General features: G+C 60.4%; 19 protein-coding genes. 13 read left to right on the plus strand and 6 right to left on the minus strand.

Annotation, left to right across the window (positions count from 1 at the left end; translation table 11 throughout):
- Positions 1–12: 12 nt before the first annotated feature.
- Positions 13–1,101, minus strand: a complete 1,089-nt coding sequence (locus FJ960_RS24900; protein ID WP_140717525.1) for a glycosyltransferase family 4 protein — start codon at positions 1,099–1,101, stop codon at positions 13–15.
- Between the two features lie 92 nt (positions 1,102–1,193).
- Here FJ960_RS24900 and FJ960_RS24905 point away from each other — a divergent pair, with 92 nt between their 5' ends.
- The 8 genes from FJ960_RS24905 to FJ960_RS24940 all read left to right on the plus strand — a co-directional run bounded on the left by FJ960_RS24905 (position 1,194) and on the right by FJ960_RS24940 (position 12,231).
- Positions 1,194–2,354 (plus strand): DUF3095 domain-containing protein, encoded by a 1,161-nt coding sequence (locus tag FJ960_RS24905; protein ID WP_140717556.1) that lies wholly within the window; start codon positions 1,194–1,196, stop codon positions 2,352–2,354.
- A gap of 114 nt (positions 2,355–2,468) precedes the next feature.
- On the plus strand, positions 2,469–3,812 hold the full coding sequence (locus tag FJ960_RS24910) for a nucleotide sugar dehydrogenase (RefSeq protein ID WP_140717527.1): 1,344 nt from the start codon (positions 2,469–2,471) through the stop codon (positions 3,810–3,812).
- Between the two features lie 259 nt (positions 3,813–4,071).
- Positions 4,072–5,412, plus strand: a complete 1,341-nt coding sequence (locus FJ960_RS24915; RefSeq protein ID WP_140504465.1) for an adenylate/guanylate cyclase domain-containing protein — start codon at positions 4,072–4,074, stop codon at positions 5,410–5,412.
- A 161-nt stretch (positions 5,413–5,573) separates the two neighbouring features.
- Complete coding sequence (locus FJ960_RS24920) at positions 5,574–7,469, plus strand: ABC transporter ATP-binding protein (protein WP_140717529.1); 1,896 nt, start codon at positions 5,574–5,576, stop codon at positions 7,467–7,469.
- On the plus strand, positions 7,466–9,364 hold the full coding sequence (locus FJ960_RS24925; RefSeq protein ID WP_140717531.1) for an ABC transporter substrate-binding protein: 1,899 nt from the start codon (positions 7,466–7,468) through the stop codon (positions 9,362–9,364). The genes FJ960_RS24920 and FJ960_RS24925 overlap by 4 nt, the downstream gene beginning before the upstream one ends.
- A 2-nt stretch (positions 9,365–9,366) precedes the next feature.
- Positions 9,367–10,365, plus strand: coding sequence for an ABC transporter permease (locus tag FJ960_RS24930; protein ID WP_140504472.1), 999 nt, complete (start codon positions 9,367–9,369; stop codon positions 10,363–10,365).
- Complete coding sequence (locus FJ960_RS24935) at positions 10,362–11,543, plus strand: ABC transporter permease (RefSeq protein WP_140504474.1); 1,182 nt, start codon at positions 10,362–10,364, stop codon at positions 11,541–11,543. Before FJ960_RS24930 ends, FJ960_RS24935 begins: the two co-directional genes overlap by 4 nt.
- Positions 11,544–11,751: 208 nt before the next feature.
- Complete coding sequence (locus FJ960_RS24940; RefSeq protein WP_140504476.1) at positions 11,752–12,231, plus strand: class I SAM-dependent methyltransferase; 480 nt, start codon at positions 11,752–11,754, stop codon at positions 12,229–12,231.
- A gap of 125 nt (positions 12,232–12,356) precedes the next feature.
- Here FJ960_RS24940 and FJ960_RS24945 read toward each other — a convergent pair whose 3' ends face one another.
- Positions 12,357–13,772: an adenylate/guanylate cyclase domain-containing protein gene (locus FJ960_RS24945; protein WP_140504478.1), complete on the minus strand. Its 1,416-nt coding sequence runs from the start codon at positions 13,770–13,772 to the stop codon at positions 12,357–12,359.
- 34 nt (positions 13,773–13,806) lie between these two features.
- On the opposite strand from FJ960_RS24945, the gene FJ960_RS24950 reads away from it, so the two are divergent.
- The 3 genes from FJ960_RS24950 (at position 13,807) to FJ960_RS24960 (ending at position 16,972) form a co-directional block, all read left to right on the plus strand.
- Positions 13,807–14,802, plus strand: a complete 996-nt coding sequence (locus FJ960_RS24950; protein ID WP_246672943.1) for a hypothetical protein — start codon at positions 13,807–13,809, stop codon at positions 14,800–14,802.
- A 70-nt stretch (positions 14,803–14,872) separates the two neighbouring features.
- Positions 14,873–15,394 carry a GNAT family N-acetyltransferase gene (locus tag FJ960_RS24955; protein ID WP_140717533.1) on the plus strand — a complete coding sequence of 174 codons (522 nt, stop codon included), beginning with the start codon at positions 14,873–14,875 and terminating at the stop codon, positions 15,392–15,394.
- Between the two features lie 384 nt (positions 15,395–15,778).
- The gene (locus FJ960_RS24960) at positions 15,779–16,972 is read left to right on the plus strand and encodes a hypothetical protein (protein WP_246672944.1); all 1,194 of its coding nucleotides are present in this window, start codon (positions 15,779–15,781) and stop codon (positions 16,970–16,972) included.
- Between the two features lie 22 nt (positions 16,973–16,994).
- On the opposite strand, the gene FJ960_RS24965 is transcribed toward FJ960_RS24960, so the two are convergent.
- Positions 16,995–18,758 (minus strand): adenylate/guanylate cyclase domain-containing protein, encoded by a 1,764-nt coding sequence (locus FJ960_RS24965; RefSeq protein WP_140717538.1) that lies wholly within the window; start codon positions 18,756–18,758, stop codon positions 16,995–16,997.
- A gap of 238 nt (positions 18,759–18,996) precedes the next feature.
- Between FJ960_RS24965 and FJ960_RS24970 the strand changes: the two genes are divergently transcribed.
- Positions 18,997–22,296 carry an adenylate/guanylate cyclase domain-containing protein gene (locus FJ960_RS24970; protein ID WP_181174311.1) on the plus strand — a complete coding sequence of 1,100 codons (3,300 nt, stop codon included), beginning with the start codon at positions 18,997–18,999 and terminating at the stop codon, positions 22,294–22,296.
- Positions 22,297–22,315: 19 nt separating this feature from the next.
- On the plus strand, positions 22,316–22,996 hold the full coding sequence (locus tag FJ960_RS24975) for a redoxin domain-containing protein (protein ID WP_140717540.1): 681 nt from the start codon (positions 22,316–22,318) through the stop codon (positions 22,994–22,996).
- 114 nt (positions 22,997–23,110) lie between these two features.
- Here FJ960_RS24975 and FJ960_RS24980 read toward each other — a convergent pair whose 3' ends face one another.
- From FJ960_RS24980 to FJ960_RS24990, 3 genes are all read right to left on the minus strand, one after another.
- Entirely contained in the window at positions 23,111–24,181 is a 1,071-nt protein-coding gene (locus FJ960_RS24980; RefSeq protein ID WP_140504488.1) for an adenylate/guanylate cyclase domain-containing protein, read from the minus strand.
- 3 nt (positions 24,182–24,184) lie between these two features.
- Positions 24,185–24,679 carry a Rab family GTPase gene (locus FJ960_RS24985; protein ID WP_140504490.1) on the minus strand — a complete coding sequence of 165 codons (495 nt, stop codon included), beginning with the start codon at positions 24,677–24,679 and terminating at the stop codon, positions 24,185–24,187.
- 11 nt (positions 24,680–24,690) lie between these two features.
- On the minus strand, positions 24,691–26,264 hold a 1,574-nt coding region (locus FJ960_RS24990), incomplete at its 5' end, for an OmpA family protein (RefSeq protein WP_140717542.1).

A 26,264-nucleotide genomic window follows, 5' to 3' on the forward strand; every position in this document is an offset into this window, starting at 1 on the left:
GATCGGACGATGTCATGAAACCGGGACCTTCGGAAGGAGTTCGGCCAGATGCGCCGCTGCAACGCCGAGGGAACGTTCTTCAAGGATGAAACGTCTGGCTTCCGCAGCCATGATGGTTCTTTCGTCGTTACGGGCCAGAAGCCTTTCAATGGCAGAAGCGAACGCCGCCACATCGCGCGGCGGGGTGAGAAACCCGGTCTGGCCATCTCGCACGACTTCCGGCACGCCGGCGATGTCCTGAGCCACCACCGGAAGGCCGGCGGCCTGTGCTTCAAGATAGGCAACGCCATAGGCCTCGCCGTAACCCGGCCAGACGTAAATTCCTCCGCCATAAAGGACATCCGGCACGGCGGCTGGCTCCATCGCGCCAAGCCATTCGATCCGGTCGGCGGCAAAGCCGGCGAATTGCGCCTTGACCTCGTCACGGGCAGGCCCGTCCCCGACGACCGACATCGTCCAGGGCAAATGGCCAATCTGACCCAACGCTTGCGCCAGCATGCGATAGCTTTCGACTTTGTCGCCCTGGCGCATCATGGCAACAGCAACGAGGCGCGTCGGGCAACCTCGTGCCGGCAGTTCATGGAAGACCGATGTGTCGATGAAGGGTGACAACATATCAAGAGCGACCCCGGGTATCGCATCTGCCAGTCCCTGACGATCCCGTTGCGTGAAGCAGATGTTCAGCGCCGCCTGTTCGACCGCTTGCACCACCAACGCTTGTGTATCAGCCCACAAACCGGCATTGCGCCGCCTCGAATAGGAGGCTTCCGCCGTCACATATGGGACAGCAAAGGTCGACGCCAGCCCGGGCCCGATCAGGTCGGGCGCCTTGTAATAGGGATGATAGCAGAACCATAGATCGGGCTTGCCGTCACGATCCCAAAGCCTGGTCAGCCGCGCGGCTTCCTCTCGGGCCTCTACCTTGAGCGCATCGAAACTTTTCGGCTCCGGTTCGCGTAGATAGAAGCGCAATTCGGATGCCAGTTCGACGCTGTGTCCTCCATGCTCCAGCGCCTTGACCAGCGTGCGTGCCATCTGGCGGTCGCCGGAGGCAATGGAATGATTGGGTGACTTCAGCGGCGCGTAGAAGGCAATTCGCATTGCGCGACCCTATCATCGGAAAGCATGCGCAAGTCAATTTCGAAGCATCATCGACTTCACCTTCAAGCAGTGGAATGTGCTATCTGATGGTCATGGAAACAGCTGCCGCTTCGGACCCGTTTGTCGCTTCTCTGCCGGTCTTCGCAAAGTTCGAAAGCGTTGCCGATATCGACAACTATCGGCCTCTCCCCGATGGCTGGGCGCTGGCCACCGCCGACATTGTCGGCTCGACCAAGGCGATCGAGACTGGACGCTACAAAACGGTCAATATGGCCGGCGCCAGTGTCATTTCGGCCCTGCTCAATGCGCTGGGTCGGCAAGATCTTCCCTTTGTCTTCGGCGGCGACGGGGCGCTCGTCGCATTTCCCGGCTCGGCGGTGGAGACCACCCGCAACGCGCTGGCGGCTGTCCAGAGATGGGTGGCGGACGAACTGGACCTAACCCTGCGTGCCGCGATCGTGCCGATAAAGGATATTCGAGCGCAAGGCCTCGACGTTCGCGTGGCAAGGTTCCAAGCATCCGATGCGGTCTTCTATGCCATGTTCGCCGGCGGTGGCGGCAGTTGGGCGGAAGCCGAGATGAAAGCGGGGCGCTACCGCATCGATCCTGCTCCGGCCGGCGCACGGCCGGATCTGACCGGCCTCTCCTGCCGCTGGAACCCGATCGAAACCCGGCATGGCGAAATCGTCTCGATCATAGCCGTACCGGGGGCGTCGCGCGACCTGCGCGGTTTTCAGTTTCTGGCATCCGACATCATCGCCCTTGCCGGCAGGCAGGAACGCGATGGCCACCCTGTGCCGGTGAACGGGCCGGATTACAGCTTGCTGCCCGCCGGCCTCGATATCGAGGCGCGGGCCACGGCGCCGGCAGGACGGCGGTGGCTGTCGAAGCTGTGGATAGTGTTCCTGATGACGCTTACGGCCGTCACCGATAGATACGGCTGGACGATCGGCAGTTTCGATCCGAAGATCTACAAACGCGACGTGGCCAGCAATTCGGATTTCCGGAAATTCGACGACGGCTTGAAGATGACCATCGACGTTGACGCTGATGTGTTGCAACGGATCGAGAACCGGCTGAAACAGGCGGAAGAGGCGGGCATCTGCAACTATGGCCTGCACCGCCAGAAATCGGCCTTGATGACATGCCTCGTCGCCTCGCCGCTGCAGCGCGATCACGTTCATTTCATAGATGGCGCCGCCGGCGGCTATGCGATGGCTGCCGCAACCTTGAAGGCAAAGTTGCCGGTCTGATGACGGCTTGCGAGAATCCATTTTCCGCAATATGCCTCGGCCATGGTTCCTGGGACCATGGTAAGCCGCGCCTGGCAGCGGCCAGCCTATCCGAATTAACGGGAAAGCAGATTTTTGGACGCTTCACGATCGGCATATGACCGTCTGCTGAACCGTATCTCGACGCACGCCGCGCAGGTCGGCGTGATTGGATTGGGCTATGTCGGGTTGCCGCTGGCAATTGCGGTCGCACGCGCCGGCTTCCCGGTTTTCGGCTTCGACATCGAAGCCCAGAAGGTCGAGAGCCTGAACAACGGCCAATCCTACATTGAGGCGGTGACGTCGACAGCCCTTGCCGGCCACGTGGCGAGTGGACGGTTCCGCGCCACAGCGGATTTTGCCGAACTGTCCGTCTGCGATATCATCATCATCTGCGTTCCGACACCGCTGACGAAAAACCGTGAGCCGGACCTCTCCTTTGTCAGGAACACGACTGGCGTCATCGCAAAACATCTGCGTCCCGGCCACCTCATCGTGCTGGAATCTACCACCTATCCCGGCACAACCGACGACGTGATCAAGCCCATACTGGAAGAAACCGGCTTGCAGTCGAAGATAGACTTCTTCCTCGGCTTCTCGCCCGAACGCGAGGATCCCGGCAACCGCAACTTTGAAGTCGCGACGATCCCCAAAGTCGTGGCAGGTGACGGCATTGAAGCGGCGACGCTCGTGCAGGCTTTCTACCAAGGCGTGGTCAAAACCGTCGTTCCGGTTTCCAGCACGGCGACCGCCGAGGCAGTCAAGCTGACGGAAAACATCTTCCGTTCGGTCAACATAGCGCTCGTCAACGAATTGAAGGTCGTGCTCGGCGCGATGGGCATCGACATCTGGGAGGTGATCGAGGCGGCCAAGAGCAAGCCCTTCGGCTACATGCCTTTCTATCCTGGCCCCGGATTGGGCGGGCACTGCGTTCCGATCGATCCCTTCTACCTGACGTGGAAGGCGCGCGAGTATGAACTGCCGACCCGCTTCATCGAGCTGGCGGCAGAGATCAACACCGCTATGCCGCGTCATGTGGTCGATGAACTGGCGAAAGCGTTGGACCGGCGCTGCGGCAAGGCGCTCAGCCGCTCGCGCATTCTCGTCATCGGGCTCGCTTACAAAAAGAATGTGCCCGACATCCGCGAAAGCCCCTCATTGCGGCTCATTGAACTCATCGAGGAATGGGGCGGCAAGGCGGAATTCCACGATCCGCATGTTCCCGAGATCCCGACCACACGAGAGCATATGGCGATCAAGGGGCGCCGCTCGGTCGAATTGACCGAGGCGGCCTTGAAGGATTTCGATGCTGTCGTCGTTGCAACCGACCATGACGCGATCGACTATCAGACAATCGCTGATCACGCCGTTCTGATCGTCGACACACGCAATGTTTTTGGCCGTCTCGGGCTGCTCCGAGAGACGGTGGTGAAGGCCTGACGACGTCCCAGCCGGCAAATTTTTTGCCCGATGTCAGGATCGAGATTGCACTCCGGCCGCAGCTTCGCCACATACGCCACAAGACATGACTGCAGTTAAGCCTGTTCCTTGGTTGCAAGGACAGTCATTCGGGTAATTCCTTCGCCGTTCTGCCGCCGAAGCCGACCCCGTTGACTTTGGGCATCTTTGGCTCGCCGGCGGACTGTGTTATGGCGGATCGAAGGATAATGGCTCCGTCTTCGACGGGTTTCGAGGTAGTATGAGCACGGCGCAAGCAGAAATTTCCACAATTCTCATGGATAAAGTTGCCGACTGGCTGACTCAGTCGGCGCTGGCCGGCAATGAGCTGGAAACATTGGTAAAGGGGTTTTGCGAACGGCTGGCTGCTGCCGGCCTGCCGTTGAAGCGGGTGCATTTGAGCTTTTCGATGCTTCATCCGCTTTATGACGCGCTTGGCTTCACCTGGATTCGCGGCCAAGGCATGGAAGTGGAAGGCTTCCGCAAAAAGGACGGCGTTCATTCTGACAGGTTCCTGACCAGCCCATACTACTATCTGCTCAGCAACAAGCTCGACCATCTGCGGCGTCGGCTCGACCCGTCGGTCCCGTCGGAATTTCCTGTTTTCGATGAACTCAGGCTTATGGGCGTGACCGATTACATGGCTTTCGTCCATCCCTTCAATGGCAATACCAGTCAGGGCATGATCGGGTCCTGGTCCACCGACAGTGCTTCAGGTTTCAGCGAGGGCATGATTTCGGCGCTGCTGCGTATCCAAAATCATCTCGCCATCGCAACCAAAATGGCGGTGCTCACCAAGTTGGCCGACAATATGATGACCACTTATCTCGGCGGCGACGCCGGCAGACGCGTGCTGGACGGCCAGATCAAGCGCGGCGAGGGCGACACAATCCGGGCCGCACTGGTCATGGCCGATATGCGGGGGTCGACAAGGCTTGCCGAAACTTCCGGCCGCGAAATCTACATCGATACGCTGAACCAGTTTTTCGATGCCATTGCTACACCTTTCAATCGCAAAGGCGGGCAGATCATGAGTTTCATAGGTGATGGCTTCATTGCCGTCTACCCTTGTGAAAGACATCGCTCGCATTCCGAGACCGCCTGCCAGTCTGCTCTGGCGGCAGCGCACAAGGCCACTGCGCGCATGGTGGATCTCAATCTGCGAAGGAAGGAAAAGGGGTTGTCCGACATAAAATTTGGCATCGGCCTGCATGTCGGCAACGTGATGTTCGGCAATGTCGGGCTTACCGACCGGCTCACATTCTCTGTCTTCGGCTCGGCTGTAAACGAGGTCCAGCGCCTCCAGACCCTGACCAAGAAATATCCGCACCGCGTTCTCGCCAGCAAAGACTTCGCCAGCTATTGCGGCGCCAGCAGCTGGCTGACGCTCGGCAGCGAGGAACTGGCGGGGATCAAGCAGAAGCTGACGGTGCTTTCACCCGATCTGTCGGGCGCTCTCGCACTCGATGAAGACGGTGCGCTGGAGCCGATTTACGACCGGAGATCGGAGGCCGAGCAGGTCATGCTGCTTCATCGCGATGCCGCACGGCAGTCGGCGGGCGACCCGAGGAAGCTCCAGTAGCCCACCCCAATCTGATACGAACGCCTTTGGTAAGCAGTCCGGTCGCCGGTTCCGCCGCTGGCGACCGTTTCGAATCCAAGTTGCTCTAGGCTGGCAATGCGCTAGTCTCGCTTTTGGGTCTGCCGCCCGGGCAGGCCGGCAGGAGTGGGGCTGGTGTGAGAATGAATTCGGGCGTTGATCTACTACGGGTCGAAGATCTTGGCATCTCTTTTGCCATTATCGGGGGACCGTTGCACGCCGTCAGGCGTGCAAATCTTCGCGTCCTTCCCGGCAAGGTTACCGCGCTTGTGGGCGAGTCCGGTTCCGGAAAATCGGTTCTTAGCCAGGCAGTGATGGGCATTTTGCCGAACACCGCCCATGTTCGTGGCCGTATCCTGTTTTCCGATCCTGAAAAGCCCGGCACGACACAGGATATCCTGCAGATGCCGCGTGATGGACCCGAAATCCGGGCGTTGAGGGGCAGCCGCATCGGCAAGATCTTTCAGGAGCCGATGATATCGCTTTCGCCGCTGCACACGATCGGCAACCAGGTCAGCGAATCCCTGCAGATTCATACGCCAATGGCTCGGGCAGAGCGCAAGGCGCGGACCGAGGAAATGCTCGGCCTTGTCGGCTTTCCCAATCCCAAGCGCGCCTATGACATGTATCCGTTTGAACTTTCGGGAGGATTGCGTCAGCGCGCCATGATCGCCATGGCGCTTATCTGCCGGCCCGCCCTGTTGATTGCCGACGAGCCGACGACGGCGTTGGATGTCACCATCCAGGCGCAGATCCTGCAATTGCTGCGCGGGCTTCAGGCCAAGCTGAATATGGCGATGCTGCTGATCACGCACGACCTCGGTGTTGTCGCCAATGTCGCCGACGAGGTGGTGGTCATGTATCATGGCGAGATCATGGAGGCGGGACCTGTCGAGGCGATATTCCGCCGACCAGGTCACCCTTACCTGAAGGGCCTGATGGCAGCCGTTCCGCATTTCGACCTGAAGCCGGGCGAGAGGCTAAAGGCGCTCCGCGAGGTACCGGTGAACGTCGGCACCCTGCTGGGCAAGCAGACGGCGCCGGCATCGAAGGGGCCGGACGACATCCTGTTGTCGGTCAGGGATCTGACAAAGGTTTTTACCACCCGCAAGTCCGGATGGTTCGGCGGGGATCGTCAAACCTCTGTTCGCGCCGTGGACGGCGTGAGCTTCGATATCAGGCGGGGCGAGTGCCTGGGCCTGGTCGGCGAAAGCGGTTGCGGCAAAACCACCGTCAGCAAGATGCTCATGCGGGCTGTCACGCCTAGCGGCGGCTCTGTGATCTTCAATGGCCGCGATGGACCGATCGACGTATTGGGAGGCGACAGAGATGCCCTGCGCCTGCTGCGCGCGAAAATCCAGATGGTCTTTCAGGATCCGGTTTCGTCGCTTTCACCTCGCATGACGGTGGAAAATATCTTGAGCGAGCCGCTGGAAATCCATCAACGTGGCAATGCCGCGTCCCGACTAGCCACCGTCAAGAGCCTGATGCAGGCAATCGGGCTCGATCCGCGCTTCATCAAGCGTTATCCTCATAGTTTCTCCGGCGGGCAGCGTCAGCGTATCGGCATCGCGCGCGCGTTGGCCCTGGGGCCAGAACTCCTGATCTGCGACGAGCCGGTTTCGGCGCTCGATGTCTCTGTCCAGGCGCAGATCCTGAACCTCCTGAAGGACCTGCAGAAGGAACTGGGCCTGACCTACCTGTTCATATCCCACAATCTGGCGGTGGTGGACTACATGGCGGACCGCATCGCAGTGATGTGCGGCGGGCGTATCGTCGAGCTTGCGCCGCGCGAAATTCTGCTCAGGAAACCGGTCCACCCCTACACGCGCTCACTGGTCGCCGCAGTGCCGTTTCCCGATCTCGACAGGCCGATGGATTTCAAGACGCTGAAGCTCGGCGGCGCTTCCGACGCCAGCGCATGGGGACCTCAATTCCACGACGAGGGCGAAGAGGATGTGCTGTCGCCGATCGATCTTGGCGGCGGCCACCTCGTGCTGGCCCGACGTTCGGCCGATGTCAGTGAGTTGCGCCATTGATCAGCCGTCGCGCCCTCCTTGGACTCATGGCTTCGGCACTTCTGCCGGGCACGTCGCGCGCTGGCGATCTGGAGCCGGATTTTCTTCAGCCGCAGCTGAAAGCCAGGGCTCTGCCGGCACTCGCAGAGCGCCTGCCCAAGAGCCCGCGCGCGTTGAACCTCGCTGCGATGGGCCGGCAACCCGGCCAGTATGGCGGCACGCTGCGTACCATCATCGGCAGCCAGAAAGATATCCGGATGATGACGATCTACGGATATGCCCGCCTGGTCGGCTATGACGAAAAGCTTAAAATGCAACCCGACATCCTCGAAAGTTTCGAGGTGGCGCATGATCGCGTCTTCACGTTCAAGATTCGGGAAGGGCATAAATGGTCCGATGGCAGCCTGCTGACGCCGGAGGATTTTCGCTATTGCTGGGAAGATGTCTGGCTGAATGATGAGCTTTCGCAAGGCGGGCTCGCCCCTGCCCTGCTGGCGGACGGCAAGCCGCCACGTTTCGAGATCGTCGATCCGTTGACTGTCCGCTATAGTTGGGAGGCGCCCAATCCCGACTTCCTGCCCAAGCTTGCCGCTGCTTCGCCGACACCGCTTGTTTTGCCGGCCGCCTATCTCAAGCAGTTCCACAAGAAATACCAGGATCCATTCCGGCTCGCCGGCCTGATGAAGGAGAACCGGGTCCAGAAATGGACGCTCCTGCATATCCGCATGTCGCGGCAGTATCGCCCGGAGAACCCGGAGCTGCCCACGCTCGATCCCTGGCAGAACCGGACCAAGCCGCCGGCTGAGCAGTTCATCTTCGAGCGAAACCCGTTCTTTCATAGAATAGACGAGAATGGCCGGCAACTGCCCTATGTCGACCGGATTGTCATGAATGTCAGCTCGTCGGCGATCATTTCCGCCAAGACCGGTGCGGGTGAGAGCGATCTGCAAAGCATGGGAATTGACTTCGCCGATTACTCTTTTCTGAAGGATGCGGAGAAGCGTTACCCCGTGAAGATGCATCTCTGGAAACGCACACAGGGTTCGCGGCTGGCGCTGTTGCCCAATCTGAATTGTGGCGACCAGGTGTGGCGTAGCCTTTTTCGTGACGTGCGCGTGCGCCGCGCACTTTCCCTCGCTGTGGACAGGCGCGAGATCAATTTGGCTGTATTCTACGGATTGGCGCAGGAAAGCGCCGATACGGTCCTGCCGGAGAGCCCGCTCTACCGGCCGGAATTCGCGAAGGCATGGATCGCCCATGATCCCGACCAGGCCAACGCCCTGCTCGACGAGGTCGGGCTTCAAGCGCGCGACGATGATGGCCTGCGGGTACTTCCCGATGGACGCCCGGCGCAGATCATAGTGGAAACGGCCGGCGAAAGCACGCTGGAAACCGACGCGCTCGAACTCATCACCGATCACTGGCGCCAGATCGGCATCGCCCTGTTCGTCCGGACTTCGCAGCGCGACATCTTCCGCAGCCGCGCACTTGGCGGCCAGATCATGATGTCGATGTGGTCGGGCATCGACAATGGCGTGCCGACCTCAGACATGAATCCGTACCAGTTGGCCCCCACCATCGACGACCAGCTGCAATGGCCGCTCTGGGGCACTTACTATCTGTCCCATGGCACGATGGGTGAGGCGCCCGATCTTCCCCCTGTGGTCGAGTTGATGGCTTTGCTCAAGCGCTGGAATGCATCGACCGAGGCCGCGGAGCGCGCCGAGATCTGGAATTCGATGCTGTCGATCTACACCGATCAGGTGTTTTCGATCGGCACGGTGAACGGAACGCATCAGCCGGTTCTGGTGTCCTCACGGCTGCGCAATCTGCCTGACAAGGCGCTCTACGGCTATGACCCGACCGCCTATTTCGGTGTCTACATGCCGGATACATTCTGGCTTGGAGAGTCCTGAGCGTGTTTCGATATATTGTCTGGCGCATCGCTGTGATGGTTCCAACGCTGCTGATCATATCGGCGCTGGTGTTCACGATCATCGAACTTCCCCCAGGCGATTATTTCGACAGCTATGTTTCCGAGCTTCGGGCTCAGGGCGAAGCGGTGGATTCCGATCGCATCCAAATGATGCGGAAGGAATATGGTTTCGACCAGCCGCCGGTCATTCGCTACTTCTACTGGGTCGGCGGGATGCTGCACGGCGATTTCGGCTATTCCTTCGAGTATGAGCTGCCGGTTCGCGACGTCGTCGGGGACCGAATGTGGCTGACCGTGCTGGTTTCCTTCGTCACGATCATCTTCACCTGGCTCATCGCCTTTCCCATCGGCATGTACTCCGCCACGCATCAATACAGTTGGGGCGACTATGGCCTTACGCTCTTCGGCCTTCTCGGCCTTGCCATTCCGAATTTCATGCTGGCGCTGATCCTGATGTATTTCGCCAATATCTGGTTCGGCACCTCCATCGGCCATCTCATGGACCCGCAATATCTCAGTGAGCCGATGAGCTGGGCCAAGGCGAAGTCGATCCTCGCCCATCTCTGGATCCCGGTCTTGATCATCGGCACCGGCGGCACGGCAAGCATGATCCGGCGGCTGCGCGCCAATCTGCTCGATGAGCTTCACAAGCAATATGTCGTGACCGCGCGCGCCAAAGGCCTTCATCCCTTCAGGGCGCTCGTCAAATATCCGCTGCGCATGGCGCTCAATTTCTTCATTTCCGACATCGGCTCCATCCTGCCGGCCATCATCTCCGGTGCCGAAATCACGGCGATCGTGCTGTCTTTGGAAACGACCGGGCCGATGCTGATCAAGGCGCTGCAAAGCCAGGACATGTATCTGGCGGGGTCTTTCCTGATGTTCCTCGCCTTCCTGACGGTCATCGGCGTGCTGATTTCCGACCTGGCGCTGGCGCTGCTTGATCCACGAATTCGTTTGCAGGGCGGCAGCACCAAATGAACAAGGAATCGCCCCTGCCCGCTCCGGGTGCCCCACTGCAACACTTCGTTTCCATCGCACCCTTTGACCTGCAATCAGTCGAGGCGATGACGGCGGAGCAGTCGAAGGTCTTTCAGGCGTCGCAGTTGCGGCTGATGTGGTGGAAATTCCGGCGGCACCGGCTTGCCCTTGTATCCGGCATATTTCTGGCAACGCTCTATTTCGGGATACTGATCTGCGAGTTCCTGGCGCCCTACAATCTGCACACGCGCAACATGGACTACATCTATTCGCCGCCGCAGCGGGTACACCTGTTCCATAACGGCCAGCTTGTCGGGCCGTTCGTCTATGGTCGCCAGATGACGCTGGATATGGACACACTCAAGCGGAACTACATCGACAAACAGGATGATGTTCAGCGGATTCGTTTCTTCTGCAAGGGCGACAGTTACCGGTTCTGGGGCCTGGTCGAAGGTGACTGGCATTTTGTCTGTCCTGCCGAAAACGGCCAGCTCTTTCTGGCCGGCACCGACAGGCTGGGGCGCGATGTGCTCTCGCGTATCATCTATGGCGCACGCATTTCACTGACAATCGGCCTTGTCGGCATCAGTTTCAGCTTCCTGCTCGGCATTGTCATAGGCGGACTGGCTGGCTATCACGGCGGTATCTTCGACCTGATCGTTCAACGCATAATCGAAGTTCTGCAATCGATCCCCAGCATTCCGCTATGGCTGGCTCTGGCGGCGATCATGCCGATAACCTGGAGTCCAATCCTGATCTATTTCGGCATCACCGTCATCCTCGGGCTGCTCCACTGGACCGGACTGGCGCGGGCCGTGCGTTCAAAGCTTCTGGCCTTGCGCGAGGAGGATTACGTTCTGGCCGCGCAATTGATGGGCGCCAGCAGCAGCCGCATTATCCGGCGGCACCTCATTCCGGGTTTCATGTCGCATCTGATCGCGACGGCGACGATCTCCATACCCGGCATGATCCTGGGCGAGACGGCGCTGAGCTTCCTTGGGCTGGGCCTGAGGCCACCGACAACCAGCTGGGGCATCCTGCTAACCGAGGCGCGCAGCGTCAGCGTGATCGCGTTCTATCCATGGCTGCTTTTGCCGATGCTCCCCGTCGTTCTCGTCATCTTGGCGTTCAACTTCCTCGGCGACGGCTTGCGGGACGCCGCAGACCCCTACAAGTGAGATCGCTATTTCGCCGCGCGCCGGGCCGCCGGCTCCACCCGGTATGGTCCCTGCCGGCCGCCCGTACGGTTATTGCAGTGTTCATCGTCCGCCCGTATATGTGCCGACACGCAATCGAGATTAGCGCCTCGCCTTCGGGATGCACTCGTGAATAATTCTTCGCGGGCATTGCCGATCTCTTGATCTGGTTCAGGACACACAAAAGCATATGAGTCGTCTCGAGAATTTCATCAGCAGGATGACCGCACAGCGTGACATTCTCGATCACGTCTGCCCCGAGGTGGCGAAGATGGAGGGGCTTGTGCTCGAGTTCGGCCTCGGCAATGGCCGGACGTTCCACCATCTGCGCGAGCGCCTGCCCGGGCGTCGGATCGTGGTGTTCGACCGCGAAGTCGGCGCACACACCAGCTCAATTCCCGAAGCTGAAAACCTCGTGCTCGGCGAAATACGCGAGACGGCCCGCAGGTTCATTGGCATCGAAGCCGCCCTTGTTCATGCCGACATCGGCACCGGCTATGATGATCGCGATGCAGTGACCGCTACCTGGCTTCCCGATCTGATTGCGAGCCTGCTTCGCGTCGGCGGCTTCGCGGTCAGTGGCACGCCGCTCGATCACCCGCTGCTGCAACGCCTTCCGGCGCCGACGTCGGAGCCTGCCGATCGTTATTTCCTCTGTAAGCGCTTGTGAGCGGCCGAGAGCGCCTCACGGAAACGCTGCTCCAGCTCCTTGTTTTAACGCGATCGCCAAGCGAAATCGTAGCCATTCTCGCGGGAACCCATTTCACGCTTGTCCAGGAATTGCTCTGAAATTCCTCAGGGGATTGTATATACCGCGATCTCCCGCTCAATGCCGCGCAGCGAGACTTCGTGAGGCACGGGCGTCAGCGCGTTCCTGCGCAACAGATCGGCGGTGAGATTGTCGTCGACCACCGCGCGGGTGGCGAAGATCGCCTGTGCGTTGGCCAGGTTCTGGACCCGTGAAGCAATGTTGACCGTCTGGCCAAAATAGTCCTGCCGCTCGTTCATGGACACGGCGATGCAAGGGCCGGCATGGACTCCGATCTTGAGCAGCAGGTCCTCGCGGCCGCTTTTTCCATTGAGCCCACGCATGGCATCGCGCATCCTGAGGGCCGCGGCCACCGCACGATCAGGTGTCGCGAAGGTCGCCATCACCGCATCGCCGATCGTCTTCACCACCGCGCCCGCCTCGGCCGCGACGATCTCGTGCAGCACCTGGAAATGCTCGCGCACCAGATCGAAGGCTGACAGATCGCCCACCCGCTCGTAAAGCTCGGTCGATCCGCGCAGGTCGGTGAACAGGAAGGTCAGACTGGTGATCTTCAGCCGCTGGTTGATATCGAGCGTGTCCGTGCGATAGAGATCGCGAAACGTCTGGTTGGTGAGCAAGCGCTTGGCAGTCAGGAAGGGCCGGCGCTTGCCCAGGAAATCATGCAATGCGTGGCCGGCGATGAAGACCGTCGGCAGCACGCGGGTGTCGGTCCTGTTTTCCAGGGAAATGCGCAAAGGGCCTGGTTGCATCTCCAACGTCTGGTTCTGGACATGGTCGCGGTCGAAAACCAAAGAGAGGCTTCGGCGCTCCTTTGTTGGTTCGCCCTTAGCATCGATGAACTGCGCTGAATGCGTGACCGGCTCGAACACGATGACGAATTCAGGCGGAAGCTGTATGGGCAGAACCGCCTTTTCACCAGGCGCAAGCTCGATATCCTCCAGGGAGAACGCTTCCATCTTCTCCGCCAAATCCTCTTCCGGCAGATCGGCGCCGGACGCCAAGTAGATCTGGCGGAAATATTCCACCAACGGCAGTTCGTGTGGAGTGTGGGCGGCAATCTTGCGTATGCGTGGACTGACGGTGAATGTCACCTCGACCATCTCGTCGAGGGTTGGCGAATAGCCTTCGCAGCACAGCGCGCAGGTGTATTCGTCCTTCTGCATGGTTTTCAGCGTGGCGTTGGTGTCGAGCACGCCGCCGCAGCCGGGGCACAGAACATTCCAGGAGATGTCGAAGATGCCCACCCGCGCCGCATGCAGAAAGGCGCTGATGGTGCGTTCCTCGTCGATGCCATTCTTGCTGGCGAAGGCCAGCGCATTGATGCGGCAAAGCTCGCGGTCCTTGCCCTCGGCGATGGTTCGCCGGATCGCATCGATTGCCTGCGGATCGAGATCGGTCGATTGCCGCAGAAGTGAGAACAGATCCTGAGCTTCGGTCATCGTGCAGGCTCCGGAAAATGCGCCCCGAGGCGTATTGGCCGGACCGGGCTTCGGTCCGCGCACCCCATCTTACGCCGAAAGGGATCGAACGGCCATTCGAATGGATAGATCTGATGACAGCTCGATTTGCATGCGGCGGATTTTCACCGGCCGCAAGCGGCACTATGATGGGTGCATGGCGCATTCATCTTTGGGGCTTTCTCCCGTGCCGACATCCAACAACCCGCCACTTCCCGCGGCGCTACGGCTTTTCTCGGCAGGGGTCATTATCGTCCTCATCGTCGGCGCCGGCCTGTTTTTCGCGCCTGCGCTGGTCAAGCCGCGCTGGCCTTGGCCCGTCACGCCGTTCAGTGCCCGCTTTCTCGGCGGCTTCTACACCGCCGAAATGGCAGTGATGGCGGCGCTCTTGGTCTGGAATCGCTGGTCGCCGGGCAGGCTCGTGCTGGTCATGGCGTTCATCTTCACCGTAATCGTGTCGGCGGTTTCGTTGATCAATCTCGGCTATTTCAACTTTGGGCGCAAAGCGACCTGGCTCTGGTTTCTGGTCTATCTTGGTTCGGTCGCGGTATCCGGGTTGTTCCTGTGGCGGGCAAGGGCCCGTCCGTCAGCAAAAGGCGTGACCCTAAGCCCCGCATGGCGCAGCTACATGTTGGCGGAAACGGCGATCCTTGGGGTCTATGGCTTCGGCATGTTGCTGTTTCCCCTGATGGTCAGCAGCACCTGGCCATGGCCGGTCGATCCCTTCCACGCCCAGGTCTACAGCGCCATCTTCCTCGCCGGCGCTGGCGGCACCTATCTCGTCTGGAAAAGTGCGCCGCGCGAAGAATTGCTGGTGCTAGGCCTGGCGCAATTTCTGGTCGGCCTGCTTTCCATTCTTGGCCTCGTTATCACCGACGCCGCGGTGCACCGGATCGACTGGACGGCGGCCGCTACATTGGGCTGGCTCGCCCTTTTCGGCTGGATCGGCATCAGCGGCGCCTTCAAACTCTACACCGCCTCCCGGTATTTTGGTTCGCATTCGACAGCATAGGCGGAGACGGCTGGATTTTCAGGTGACGTCCGGTGCATCGTGCGGGGCCGATACATTTCGCCAGGAAGCCATGACCACCACGACCTCGCCATCCGAGAAGATCCAGCCGCAGCTCCGGGCCGTCCGGCGAAGCGATGCAGAGGCGCTTTGCGCGATCTTCAACATGCCGGGCTTCCGCTGGGGCACGCTCAGGATGCCCTTCGAGACGGTGGATCAGGTGGAGCGGCGCATCGCCAAGTCCGGCCAGGAAACCACCTGGATCGTCGCCGAATTGGACGGCAAGGTCGTCGGCCATGGCAGCCTGGTCGTGCAAAGCTCGCCGCGCCGTTCACATATCGGCGAAATCAATATCGGCCTAGACGATGGCTTTGTCGGCAAAGGTATCGGCTCTGCCATCCTTGGCGCGCTGCTTGACGTGGCCGACAACTGGCGCGCCCTGAAGCGGGTCGAATTGAGCGTCTATGTCGACAACGAACCGGCCATCCACCTCTACACCAGCCACGGCTTCGAGGTCGAAGGCCGGCATGTGAAGGCCGGTTTTACCGACGGCCAGTACCGCGACCTCCTGAGTATGGCCCGGCTGCGGTTCTAAGATCCGCTTTTATCAACGCTGCTGGCGACACGAGCGCGGTCGACAGCAGGTATCCTCGGAGTGCCGGGACAGCGACAACACGCAATCTGAGGCTCATTGCATCGTCCCCCACAACCCAGTTTATGGCGTTGACGTAGACAATTCGTGCCGGATCCGCTCTCACTTGGCGTTTGCCCCGCAAGCGGCTAGACGGGACCGATGACCGACGTCTTTGATGCAACCCCTGCGCCTCCGGCGGAAATTCTGGCTGTACTGTCGCTGCTCTGCCCGGAAGTCGTGCGTGACATCGAGCAGAACTGGAATGTTTCGGTTTCCGACTACGCCCGCCATCTGTGGCGGCCGGTCGCAAAGCCTGTGTCGGGCCCGGCGATCGCTGCCCGCTCGATGCTGCGCGAAGTCCTGCATCAGCGCCTCGGTGCAATTATGCAGCCCGAGGAGATCGGCAAGGCCCTCGACGAGTTCGAGTACAAACCGGTGATCCAGTCCGGTCTGCACTGCCTGCTTCTGATGGACCGGATCACCTTCGATGCCCTCCTGTTCGCCTGGCTCGGCGCGGTTGAAAACGAGCTGTCAGCCTTTGTCGGCTTCATGGGAACGACGATGACCATGGAGACAATTGGCCGGGAGGGGCCCGGATGGCTCGATGTCGGCGACGACAAGGTCAACCTGTTTGGCATGGGGCGCCACAAGTTGTGCCGCAAAAGCGCCTGCGCGGCCGGTCCAGTCACCCTCAACAAGCGCGCGCTCGAAGCGGTGGGCGATGAAAGGGATGCCAGCCGCTGGCTAGGTACACTGCTTGCCCGCCAGGATAAGGTCTTTGGAACCGCCGCCGATGCCATGACAGCGCTCAACGAGGATCTGGTCGCCAATTGGGATCGCTCCGGCATGGCCCTACCGGTTTTCATCGATGATCGGCTCGCCGCGGCTGCCATGGCGCGGCATCTACAATATGACGGCAGTCTTATTTCCAGGCTGCTCATGGAACCCGCAAGACGCCGGCGTCTCGAACATGCCTTGCAAGAGGCCGCATCGGGCCCATTCGGCAGGTTCCTCCCCAATGCCACGGACTATTTCTGGGGCATCCGCGAGGAGCGCGTGCGCAAGCTCGTTCTTGAGAACGGGAACCTGATCGAGCTTGACAAGCCGCATGGTCTGTCCATCCCGTTCGAGCGGCCACATCTCAAGCAGGCGCTGCTTGACGGCGTGCTGCTGCCGAACTTGTTCCTGACGTTCCTCGTTCTCGCCATCTTGCCGCGGGTCCGGGTTGTCGGCGGCCTGAGACAGATTGGCTATGTAGCGCTTTTCCACTCGATCCTCCTAGCTGCGTTGGACGAAACCACACCGGAAGAGCGTGATCTGGTTGCGGAGCTGCAGGTAAGGGAAAATGCTTGGGGCACCCGGGTCATCGATGAAAAGATTTCAGTCCGCGAGCAGCTTGCCCGCCTACCGGAAGGGGCGCTCTTCGCGGACCTGCTCCGGCAATACCGTTCGCGGACATTTGCCGAGGCCACCGACAACCTGAAACTGATTCGCGAAAACGCGCGATGGCGCAAGATCGGTCAAGCCTACAGCGTCTGATCCGGCCGCATGGCCTCACCTGTCATTGCTCTATACCGGCCTTGCGGAGCCCCTCCACCATGAGTTCGAAATCGGCAGGGTTCTTGTAGGGCAGGACTTTGCGACGGTATTCCAGCGAATAGTCGGGATTGACGCGAAGCACCTCCTGCCATGCCGCCTGGGCCTCGGCGAAACGGCCCAGATGGCCGTAGCTGGCGGCCAGAAGCGCCCGCGAGACGTCGGTGACAGCGTTGCGAGCCAGCCGCTGCATCAAGAGGTCAGCGGCCTCTTCGTACCTTCCAAGTTGAAACAAAGCCAAAGCCTGAAAGTGGAGAAGCACATCCGGGAAATATGGATTCAAGATTTTCCCCCGGGCAAAACTCTCGAGGGCGTCTTCGGATCTGCCCGAATAGTACAACGCCTCGCCGAGGGCAACGTGCGCTTCGGAGAAGTTCGGATTGAGGACTAGCGCGCGCTCGGCCTCGTCGATGGCCCCATCGTGTCGCCGTGTGTACAGCATGACAATAGCAAGCGCCCAGTGCGCCCAGGGATCGCTGCCGTCCAGCATTACCGCTCGCGTTGCGGCCTCTTCCGCTTGCGCCATCGATTCGGGGGGCGACGCACCCCACCGGTTCAGGTAATCGATGCCGTGGGTAAGGGCCAGGAATGCGTGGGCAGAGGCAAATTTCGGGTCCAGTTCGATGGCACGTTGCAAGAGGTTGCGAGCCGCGACGTTCGTCTCCCTCGTCAGCCGGTGCCACAGCTCCCTGCCCCGCAGGAAATAGTCATACGCCTCCGTATTGCGCGGGTACTCGGGCGCCAGCCGCTGCCGATCACCCGCGGTCAGATTAAGCGACAGCGCGCCGACGATCTGTTGCGTCACGTCGTCCTGCACGGCGAATATGTCGGTCAGGTCGCGATCGAACCGCTCCGCCCAAAGATGGCCGCCCGAGGTTGCGTCGATGAGCTGCGCGGTGATGCGCACCCGGTTCCCCGACTTGCGTACGCTACCCTCAAGAACATACCGCACGCCGAGTTTCGTGCCCACCTCCTGCACACGGACGTTCTGGCCCTTGAAGGTGAACGACGAATTGCGTGCGATGACGAAGAGCTGCGACAGTTTGGACAGGGCCGTGATGACATCCTCGGAGATGCCGTCGGCGAAGTAGTCCTGTTCGGCATCACCGCTCATGTTGGCGAACGGCAGTACGGCGATCGACAGCTTCGGCGGCACTGCCGTAGCCGGCCGGCTAGTAGCGCTTTCCGGGATCGCGGTCCCGGCGCTGCCAACTTGTAGCGAATAGACCCGGATCGGCTCGGCGATGTTCTTGAGCTGTGTGCTGCCGAGATCGCTGACGGAGAGGTCGAGCCTGGCCTTGACCTGGCGATAGGCATCCTCGGACAGGCAGATGGCGCCGGCCGCCGCGAGTCCCTCCAAACGCGAAGCGATGTTGACGCCGTCGCCCATCAGGTCGCCGTCGCTTTCTTCGACCACATCTCCCAGATGGATGCCGATTCTGAACTCGATACGGCGGTCTTGCGGCACGCCTGCATTGCGCTCAATCATACCATTCTGAACCTCTATGGCGCAGCGCACGGCATCCACCACACTGCGGAACTCAACCAGCGCCCCATCGCCAGTGCGCTTGATCACCCGGCCGTGGTGCACTGCAATGATCGGATCGATCAGGTCGCTGCGCAGTGCCCGCAACCTCGCCAATGTACGATCTTCGTCCGCGCTCGCGAGCCGGCTATATCCGACCACATCCGCAGCTAGAATTGCGGCTAGCTTACGATTCTCGCTCAAGGGTCCGTCTCCTTATCTTCACGATAGCAGGAAGACCGAACCAAGAGGGAACTTTCGCAATCGACAGCCACGCAGAACCGAATTGGCTGCGCGCTGTCACAGGCCCCACCCGATCGCCCGATGCCCATTTGCGCTGCCGCTTGCCCATCGACGGCTATGGGTTCATGCTTGTGAATACACCGGCCGGGAAATGCGTAGGGAGAACACGCCGTCACGGCCCCTAGTGAGGTCTGGCTCGATGGACTGCGCAGGCTGCGGTTTCGAGGTTGAGGGCGGTTACGCTTTCTGTCCGAGGTGTGGCAAGCGCCAGCCCGTGCCATGCGCCAGTTGCGGTTATCCCTGCGCATCTGATTTCGGGTTCTGTCCGAAATGTGGGGCAAGCGTCGGTGCGCCCGCAAAAGCCGTCGAACGGCTTGCTCCGACACCAAGCCGAACCATTGTGCCGCCCTCTCGAACTCCGTCGCTGCTTGCGAACATTGGTAACGACGAAGGGCTGCAGCCCATCTCTGACGCCGATCGCCGGACGGTAACCGTCCTCTTTGCCGACCTTTGCGGCTTCACGACACTCAGCGAGCAGCTCGACCCCGAGGTCATGCAAACGCTGCAGAACGAGCTGTTCAAGGAATTGACGGCGGCGGTGCGAAATTTTGGTGGGTTCGTCGACAAATTCATCGGCGATGCACTGCTCGCTTTGTTCGGTGCGCCGGTCGCGCATGAGGACGATCCGGAACGTGCGCTTCGCGCCGCTCTCGACATGATCGCCCGGACGGCGCGGCTCGGCGAAAGCACCCCCCACTCCGGCTCGCCTCTATTACTTCATATTGGCATAAACACTGGCCCCGTCGTTACTGGACGATTAGGCATCGGCACCGCCAAATCCTATTCCGTGACCGGCGACACGGTGAATACAGCACAACGCCTGCAATCGCTGGCCGCACCGGGTGAAGTGCTGGTAGGCGAACTCACTCACAGGCTGACCCGGCATGCCTTCTCTTACGAGTCGATGGGTGATGTCGTGCTTCGCGGCAAGGCTGGCAGTGTGCTCGTCCATCGATTGGATGCACCGCTTGCGGTGCCGCGTGCAGCGCGTGGGCTCGAGGCGCTCGGCCTCAGCGCGCCGATGATAGGTCGTGCTGCGGAGCTCAACAGAATGCTGGCGAGCCTTGACCAGGCGTGCGGCGGCACGGCCCAACTTGTCCGCCTCGTCGGAGAAGCCGGTATCGGGAAATCGCGGCTGGTGAAGGAGTTCGTCGCCCGTGTCGGCGACGAGGACCGTTTTCGCAACGTCGCCGTGCGACAGACCACGTGCTCACCACTGGGCGAACAATCATTTGGCGCCTTGGGCGCAGTGGTGCGCAGTGCTGCCGGGATGATGCAAAACGACGATGGGGACGATATGCGGGGGAAGCTCTCAGGCTTGCTTGCCGATCTCGGCCTGCAGGGCGAGGAGGCGAAGCGGCTGATGCCTTTGCTCTACCATGTGGTTGGGCTTGGCGACCCGGATGCCACCTTGCAGCATGTCGAACCCGAGCAGCTACGGCGGCAAATTTTCTACGCGGTCCGCACCATCATCGAACGGCGGCTTGCGTTGTCGCCGCTGTTAATTGTCGTCGAAGACCTGCACTGGGCCGACGCCGTTTCGCTCGAGGCACTACGTTTCGTGATGGACAGGTTGGAACGCACGCGGTTAATGGTGCTGGTCACGCATCGCTCGGCACCGGAGAGCGGCCAGCTCGACTCAAGTCGGGTCAGTCACACGGCGCTCAGGCTTTCGCCGCTCAACAGCGATGAAGGACGCAGCCTGCTGGCGGCGCTTTTCGGCGAGAGCTGGGTAAGCTCCGCAGCAGGGCTCGTCGATCAGATCCTCGACCGAGCGGGTGGCAACCCTCTTTTTGTAGAGGAGATTGTTCGCGGCCTTGTTGATCGCGGTGTACTGGTGCGCGAGGGGCAGCGATGGCGGACCGTAGCAGGCGAAGTCGCAACCGACATTCCCGCCACTATCCAGGCAATGTTGCTTGCTCGCGTCGACCGGCTGCCACAAGAGGTGCGCCGGTTGGCCCAGGAAGCCGCGGTAATCGGCGCGCGCTTCGATGCCACCCTTCTGAAGACCGTGACAGCCGACCCCGCCCGGCTAGAAGCAGGCTGCGAACTGCTTTGCGATGCGGAAATCATCGAGGAAGTTGCCGGATCAGGCTCCGTCTCGTCGCAAAGCTACCGCTTTACGCAAACCTTGCTGCAGGACGTGATCTACCAGAATCTGCTCCGGCAACGCCGGACCGAAATCCACGGGCGGATAGGTGCTGCCTTGGAGCAACTGTGCGGCGATAATCCGGAACGGCTCGAGGACTTGACCGTGCTCGGTCACCAGTTCGCACAAAGCGCCGAGCGGGAGAAGGGCGCGCGTTACCTGCAGGCGGCCGGCGATCGCGCCCGCATGATATACGCCAACGACGACGCCCTTCGTTTCTACGAGCGAGCACTGACTGCGTTGGAGGCGACCGGGCAAACACCGCTCAAACTGACAATTGCCGAGCGCATTGCCGATTTGAGCGGCTCGGCGGGCCGCCGCGAGATCGCGCACCACCACTACGAGGCGGCCTTGCAGGCATACCGTGAGTCGGCTGATCGCGTAGCCTCTGCGCGCGTTTTGCGTAAAATCGGTCGGCTGCTCTGGGACGTCGGCAAGCGGGACAAAGCAGAATTCCGCTACGCTGAAGCGGCAGCGCTCCTCGATGGAGCGGATGCTCCGGTCGAGCAGGCGCATCTCTGGCAAGAACGTGGCCGACAGGCGTTCCGCAACGGAGATCACGCTCTCGCGGCAAAATGGGCAGACGCGGCGTTGGATTGCGTACGCACCCGGACTACGGAGCATGTCTCCGAGGTGGGGCGTGATGCCACTCTCGTGACCGCCGAGGCACTCAATACCAAGGCTGTCGCACTGGCTCGCCTTGGGCGAAACCGTGAAGCCGTGCGTCAGGTCGAGCATAGCATTGAATTGGCCGAAGCCGCCGGTCTGCTGGGCGCGGCCTGTCGCGGCTACACCAATCTAGGCGTGCTTTACACGACCATCGATCCCGCACAGGCGATGGAGGTCTGTCGACGCGGTCTCGACGTCGCGCGCCATATTGGGGATTTGGGCTTCCAGGCGCGCCTTCTCGCCAATCTGGCGGTCGCTTGTTGTACTTTCACGGATCGCTGTCCAACAGAGGGCGTGCCTGCTGCCGAGAAAGCCATCGAGATCGACCGCGCACTCGACCAGCGAGAGCACCTGCCGGTGCCGTTGATTGTGCTTGGGCAAATCCACCAGTGCAACGGCCGTCCGGAACTGGCCCTTGGCTTGTTCCACGAAGCACTGGAGGTAGCGCGCGAAACGGGCGAGCCCCAACTGCTGTTTCCGTGCTATGATGGTCTGGCAACGCTTAATCTCGACTTCGACAATCTTGCCGAGGCCGAACGCTACTTTTCCTTGGCGCAGGGTATATGCGCCCAGCACGGGCTCGACCCGGAAACGCTTGTGGTGCTGCCCTTTCTCGATTAGCCGGGGTTGGAGGTTGGAAATGTCCGCGCGTAGTGACTTGGTACCGCTTCAACCGGGCGACCGTGCGCCGAACTTGGTCCTCGACGCCATTACCCAGGATGGCAAGATCGCGCTTGACGACTTTCGCGGACAAAAACCGGTGCTGGTTGGTCTGTTTCGAGGTCTGCATTGTGCGTTTTGCCGGCGCCATATCGCCGCTCAGGCGCGGCTTGATCCGGAGCTGCGCGAAAAGGGCGTGGAGAGCCTGACGGTGGTCAACACACCGATCGAACGGGCGCGTCTTTATTTCCGCTACCACCCGATGCCGACTCTGCTTGCGGCCTCAGATCCTGAACGCGCTTCACATCGTGCTTTTGGGCTGCCCAATCTCGAATTCACCCAAAACGAGACGAACTGGCCGTACAAGGTCTCGATCGCAGCGGCAAAGGATATGCTGGTCGATATGCCAAGCGAGTTGCCCGGTCCAATGGATCCTTTTGCGGCCACCGAAATCCTCAACAAAAGGGATAATTATGAAGTGACCGAAGCCGACGAGCAGATGATGGCGACGGGACACGGACAACTGATAGGTCAGTTCCTACTGGACCGGCAAGGGATCGTCCGCTGGAGCTTCACGGAGGTGCCAGAAGGTGGGCGATACATGTTTGGGGCGCCAAACCCGCAAGAGCTGATGTCAGCCGTGTCCCAAGTCGCCCAATAAGTTGTCGGAAGACTGGATTGCTGCCATCTGCAATGCGGACAATGAAGGCCAACTTCGCGTTACAGCTTGGGGCCTGAGATGCATGGGCCCAGGATCGGCACTGCTGCGCGGCAATCAGGCCGGGAGCCGCCACATTCGCACACGACCTGTACCACGCAATTCCGTTTCCTCGAGTGGGTCGCAAGCAAAATTTGGTCCAAGCATTTGGCGAGTTGCATCCGAAATGCGGATTTCATCGGGCTCCGCGGAGGTTTGAATACGCGAGGCAAGATTAACCGTCTCGCCCCACAGGTCATACGCGAACCGCCTCTTGCCTATGACGCCAGCGACGATTGGCCCTGAGTGAATTCCAATTCTGAGTCTCAGCGGTTCTCCTGCGAAGCGTTCGCGCTTGACCGCCTTACGCAGCTCAAGTGCATAGCGCGCGAGTGCCTTCGCATGATCGGCTCGCGCGGTGGGCAGGCCAGCGACCACCATCACACAATCGCCGATTGTTTTGATCTTTTCGCAGCCGTATCGTTCCGAGAGACGATCCGCCGCCTTGAAGAAGTAGTTTAAAATTGCGAGTGTCGTCACGGCTCCGACGCTCCGCGCTCGTTCTGTAAAACCGACGATGTCGGCAAAAAGCACACTTACTTCTGCGTGGTTGTCAGCAATTTTTTTGTGCGCCTTTAGCCGCTCCGCGATCGACGCCGGAAGTATGTTGAGGAGCAGGGTTTCGGCGCGCTGGTATTCACGCGCCAATCCCTCCTGGCTCTTCCTCAACGCCTCGTTCGTCGATTGTAATTTCTCGTTGAGTTGACGCTCCCTCTCTTGCAGGAGTGTCATTTCATAAGCCTTTTGTTGAAGCCGCTGCCTATTGTCGCGTTCGGCAGTCGCGTCAAGAAAGAGCAGCCACACGCAGGCACTGTCAGCAAAAAAATGAAGGTCAGCGACACGCCCGCTGGGCAGTTCGACCATGGCAATGTGAAAAGGAAGCTCCGGGCAAGGCAGCAAACCTTCCATGAATTCAAGCTGCTCGGCAACAGGCTCGCCAATGCGAAGCGATGAGAGCCCGTAATGCTCAACATTGCCGCCCTTCGCAGCCACGCAAAGCTGAGTGTCGATTTTCAGATACGCGACGGAGTTCCCATTGTAGAAGAAATTGAAAATCCAACTGCTAACTTCTTTGGGCAATCCGTGCATGGTCTACTTGGTTACCATCAAGGCAAGTTGACGAAACGCATCATCGACATTCTCACCCGACAGCGCACTCGTGAGATAGATTTGCCATCCACGCTGCCTGAGTTCGTTGATATCACTATCCGATATTGCCCACCGATCGGCCAGGTCGGATTTGTTGATCAGCACTACGAACGGCATTGGGCCAAATTCGGCCTCGGCCCGTTCGCGCAGCGTGAGCGCCACGGCAAGCGTCGCAGCGCGGGTTCCATCGACGACTAGCACAAGCCCGGTTGCACCTCGAACATAGCTGACGCGGAATGAGCCGATGTCGTCTTCGCCGGCCAAGTCCCACAAAATCAGATCGACGGTTTTATCCGGGAGTGCGACATTCTTCTTGTCGATTTTCACTCCCACCGTGGTCAGGTAGGTTTCTGAAAAGATGCTTTGCACAAACCTGCGAACCAGGCTCGTCTTTCCGACAGCGAACCCGCCCAGCATGCAGATCTTTTTTTGCACCATCTTGGGCCCCCCTAGTCCAGGTTTACCGTAATCGAAACCCGGCGATTGGTGGAGCTCCCGGCTTGACTGTTTTCAGGCACCAGCGGCTCAAAAGTGCCCGCGCCCCGAACCAGCAGCAGTTCCGGAGCGACGCCGCGTTTGTTGAGAAGCGCACGAACGGTCTCGGCGCGGGCTGCACTGATCGACGCGTTGGCCGTCTCACGGCCAGTGGCGTCCGAATGCCCGGTCAACATGAACCGTGCTGTTACGCCTGACTTGCGGGCATCTTGGGCGAATTCCTTTATTTGATTCGCCAACCTGTTGAGAACCGGCAACTGCTCAGGTCCCGGCACAACTTTGCCGGAAGAGAAGAAAATATCGGTCGTCTGGATGGCCTCTCTCAAATAATTAAGGTCCGCAAGGTTCAGCTCGTGCAGCTGCGAGACATCCAGAACCACTCCGTCCGCCGAAAGCTGTTCGGCGGCGGCCTGCGCCCGGTTGATCCAGCCGGCAGGAGCCTCCCCCACGACTAGGATGCGACCTTGGATGATCGAAAGCTGAACCGATTTCGGCGGGGACAGCGACGCCGTCAGCCGCTTCACCACGAACTTTGGATCAAGGCTCTGAAAGAATTGCCACTGTGAATGAACGCGGGCAGGATCAACCTGCGTTCCGGACAGCAGAGCTTGCGGGTCGGCGGCAAGCGGGTCTCTCAGGCCGGAAATGTAGAATTGGCCGCCCCTAACCGTCTGCTGGGCGACGATGATCCCCGATTGGGCCTCAAGTCGCGACACATAATACTGCCAGTGCTCCGCCTCGCGTGCTTCGGGGCTCACATCACGAACCTTGGAGATGTCGAATTCCGGTCCGCCTACCGAAAGCTGTCGGGCCGCGGCGCGCGCCCGATCTATCCAAGTGTCGGGAGCCTCACCCTCGGCCACAATGCGATTGTCGACGATCGAAAGCCGAACCGATTTCAGCGGATACAGCGACGCCGTCAGCCGCTTCAACACGAACTCCGGTTCAAGGCTCTGATAGGATTGCCATTGCGAATGGACCTTGCCGGGATCGACCTGCGTTCCCGACAGCAGGGCTTGCGGGTCGGCGGCAAGCGGGTCCCGCAGGCCGGCAATATAGAATTGGCCATCGCGTATATTTTGTTCGGCAACGATGATGCCCGGCTGGCTCTCCAGGCGCGACACATAGGCCTGCCAGTGCTCTGCCGCGCGTGCTTCGGGGCTTACATCGCGGACCCTTGAGACATCGAATACCGGGCCTCCCGCCGAAAGCTGTCGGGCCGCTGCGCGCGCCCGATCTATCCAGGTGTCGGGAGCCTCACCCTGGGCAACGATGCGCCCATCGACGATGGCAAGCCGTACTGACTCCGGCGGAGCCAGCGATGCCGTCAGCCGCTTCAACACGAACTCCGGTTCGAGGCTTTGATAGAATTGCCACTGCGAATGGACCCGGGCAGGATCGACCTGCGTTCCCGACAGCAGGGCTTGCGGGTCAGCGGCAAGCGGGTCTCTCAGGCCGGCAATATAGAATTGGCCATCGCGTATCTTTTGTTCGGCAACGATGATGCCCGGCTGGGTCTCCAGTCGCG

This window comes from Mesorhizobium sp. B2-3-11 (assembly GCF_006442215.1).
Taxonomy (GTDB): domain Bacteria; phylum Pseudomonadota; class Alphaproteobacteria; order Rhizobiales; family Rhizobiaceae; genus Mesorhizobium; species Mesorhizobium salmacidum.

What these genes read in the sequence shown, in the direction of transcription:
- FJ960_RS24900 (WP_140717525.1), bottom strand. Translation starts at nt 1,101, where the DNA reads ATGCGAATTGCCTTCTACGCGCCGCTGAAGTCACCCAATCATTCCATT.
- FJ960_RS24905 (WP_140717556.1), top strand. Translation starts at nt 1,194, where the DNA reads ATGGAAACAGCTGCCGCTTCGGACCCGTTTGTCGCTTCTCTGCCGGTC.
- FJ960_RS24915 (WP_140504465.1), top strand. Translation starts at nt 4,072, where the DNA reads ATGAGCACGGCGCAAGCAGAAATTTCCACAATTCTCATGGATAAAGTT.
- FJ960_RS24920 (WP_140717529.1), top strand. Translation starts at nt 5,574, where the DNA reads ATGAATTCGGGCGTTGATCTACTACGGGTCGAAGATCTTGGCATCTCT.
- FJ960_RS24935 (WP_140504474.1), top strand. Translation starts at nt 10,362, where the DNA reads ATGAACAAGGAATCGCCCCTGCCCGCTCCGGGTGCCCCACTGCAACAC.
- FJ960_RS24940 (WP_140504476.1), top strand. Translation starts at nt 11,752, where the DNA reads ATGAGTCGTCTCGAGAATTTCATCAGCAGGATGACCGCACAGCGTGAC.
- FJ960_RS24945 (WP_140504478.1), bottom strand. Translation starts at nt 13,772, where the DNA reads ATGACCGAAGCTCAGGATCTGTTCTCACTTCTGCGGCAATCGACCGAT.
- FJ960_RS24955 (WP_140717533.1), top strand. Translation starts at nt 14,873, where the DNA reads ATGACCACCACGACCTCGCCATCCGAGAAGATCCAGCCGCAGCTCCGG.
- FJ960_RS24960 (WP_246672944.1), top strand. Translation starts at nt 15,779, where the DNA reads ATGCTGCGCGAAGTCCTGCATCAGCGCCTCGGTGCAATTATGCAGCCC.
- FJ960_RS24970 (WP_181174311.1), top strand. Translation starts at nt 18,997, where the DNA reads ATGGACTGCGCAGGCTGCGGTTTCGAGGTTGAGGGCGGTTACGCTTTC.
- FJ960_RS24975 (WP_140717540.1), top strand. Translation starts at nt 22,316, where the DNA reads ATGTCCGCGCGTAGTGACTTGGTACCGCTTCAACCGGGCGACCGTGCG.
- FJ960_RS24980 (WP_140504488.1), bottom strand. Translation starts at nt 24,181, where the DNA reads ATGCACGGATTGCCCAAAGAAGTTAGCAGTTGGATTTTCAATTTCTTC.
- FJ960_RS24985 (WP_140504490.1), bottom strand. Translation starts at nt 24,679, where the DNA reads ATGGTGCAAAAAAAGATCTGCATGCTGGGCGGGTTCGCTGTCGGAAAG.